Source organism: Geminicoccus flavidas (genome assembly GCF_009806515.1).
In the GTDB taxonomy this organism is placed as follows: Bacteria; Pseudomonadota; Alphaproteobacteria; order Geminicoccales; family Geminicoccaceae; genus Geminicoccus; species Geminicoccus flavidus.
This window is the reverse complement of the sequence record NZ_WUJP01000375.1, coordinates 1-2169: the sequence shown is the minus strand read 5'-3', so window position 1 is coordinate 2169 and position 2169 is coordinate 1. Positions and strand designations below refer to the sequence as shown.

1 protein-coding gene and 1 pseudogene are annotated in these 2169 nt (G+C 67.3%); both read left to right on the top strand.

Annotation, left to right across the window (positions count from 1 at the left end; all coding sequences use genetic code 11):
• Positions 1-481 (top strand): annotated as a pseudogene (locus EQG76_RS10620) (elongation factor 4); the annotation flags it as partial.
• 368 nt (positions 482-849) lie between these two features.
• Positions 850-2169 (top strand): replicative DNA helicase (locus EQG76_RS10615; RefSeq protein ID WP_159713175.1); only part of this gene is annotated, 1320 nt, incomplete at its 3' end.

The window sequence follows — 2169 nt, the reverse complement described above, 5'->3', positions numbered from 1 at the left end:
CCGGGCGATGGTGGTCTACAACCTGCCGCTGGGCGAGGTGGTCTACGACTTCTACGACCGGCTGAAGTCGCTCAGCCGAGGCTATGCCAGCTTCGACTACCAGCTCGGCGAGTACGAGCAGAGCGACCTGGTCAAGTTGTCGATCCTGATCAACGGCGACCCGGTCGACAGCCTGGCGCTGATCGTCCACCGCTCGGCGGCCGAGAACCGCGGCCGGGCCTTGTGCGAGCGGCTGAAGGAGCTGATCCCGCGGCAGAACATCCAGATCGCGATCCAGGCCGCGATCGGCGCCAAGATCATCGCGCGCGAGACGATCAAGCCGTTCCGCAAGGACGTGATCGCCGGCTGCTATGGCGGCGACGTCACCCGCAAGCGCAAGCTCCTGGAGAAGCAGAAGGCCGGCAAGAAGCGGATGCGCTCGATCGGCAAGGTCGAGATCCCGCAGGCGGCCTTCCTGGCGGCGCTGAAGATGGAAGGCTGAGGCCGGATCGTTGGGCCACCCGGCTAGCTCGGGAGACCGACGGACAGGGTGGCGGACGGTCAACTCCTTGAAGGAGTTCGGCTTTTTGTAGTTCTCGGGTTTGTTCGTGCAGAAGTTTGCGTCTGGTCCGCCGGTGGTGCCGGGCGCGGTGCCGGAACTCGCCATGTCGTTGATATAGCTAAGGTTTTTGCCGTTCTCGGGTTCGTTTGTGCAAAAACGCTCGGCATGATCCGGTTCCCGCCTCGTTGCAGGTCCGCCCAGTCGAACGATCAGTCTATCATGAATTGGCCGCCGGTCGCCAAGTTCGTGCGGCGGTGTCGCCGGCCTGGGCTCGCCCGGCCGGGCGGCGGCTGGTACAGGGGTGCCCCATGAGCAGCCTAGCCGACATGAAGGCCTCGGCGTCCGAAGAGGCGTCGGCCGGTTTCCGCGTTCGTCCGCACAATCTGGAGGCGGAGCAGGCGGTGCTGGGCGGCATCCTGGTCGACAACGAGGCGTTCCACCGCGCGGCGGAGTTTTTGACCGCCGAGCATTTCTACGAGCCGGTCCATGCCCGGATCTGGACGATCTGCCAGCAGCGGATCGAGCGCGGCCTGCTTGCGGACCCGGTGACGCTCAAGCTCCTGTTCGAGGACGACGAGGCACTCAAGGGCATGGAGGGGGCGAAGTACCTCGCCAAGCTCGCCCGCGCCGCCGAGGCGGTGGTCGATGTCGGCCACTATGCCGAGCAGATCCACGACCTGGCGCTCAAGCGCGGCCTGATCGATGTCGGCAGCGAGGTGGTCAACCGCGCCCACGATAAGGCCGAGATGGCGTCGGGCCGGGAGCAGATCGAGGAAGCGGAGCAGAAGCTGTTCCGGCTGGCCGAGGCCGGGGCCGCGGAAGGCGGGTTTCGCCCCTTCACCAACGTCATCACCGCGGCGGTCGACCTGGTCCAGGCCGCCTTCAAGAAGGCCGGGCGGGTCACCGGCGTGCCGACCGGGCTGCAGGGCCTGGACGAGAAGCTAGGCGGGCTGCAGCCCTCGGACCTGCTGATCCTGGCCGGCCGCCCGTCCATGGGCAAGACGGCGCTGGCGGTGACGATCGCCGCCAACTCCGCGGCGACGCCGATGGACGAGGAAGACGAGAGCAAGCTCTACCCGGTGGGCGTGTTCTCGCTGGAGATGTCGGCGGAACAGCTGGCCACCCGGCTCCTATCGGCGGAATCGCGGATCCCGTCGGACGAGTTGCGCCGAGGCATGCTCGACGAGGATGCCTGGAAGCGCCTCGTGGTCGCCAGCCAGGAGCTGGCGCGCCGCCCACTCTATATCGACGACACGCCGGCGCTCAGCATCCAGGCGGTGCGCACCCGCGCCCGGCGGCTCAAGCGCCGCTACGGCCTGTCGTTGCTGGTGGTCGACTATCTCCAGCTCCTGCGTGGCAGCGCCGCGTCCCAGGCCAATCGGGTCCAGGAGGTCAGCGAGATCACCCAGGGGCTGAAGGCGATCGCCAAGGAGCTGAACATTCCGGTCCTGGCGCTCTCGCAGCTCTCGCGCGCGGTCGAGCAGCGCGAGGACAAGCGGCCGATGCTCTCGGACCTGCGCGAATCGGGCTCGATCGAGCAGGACGCCGACGTGGTGATGTTCGTCTATCGCGACGAATACTACCTGTCGCGCGCCGAGCCCAAGCAGCGGCCCGAGGAGACCCGCGAG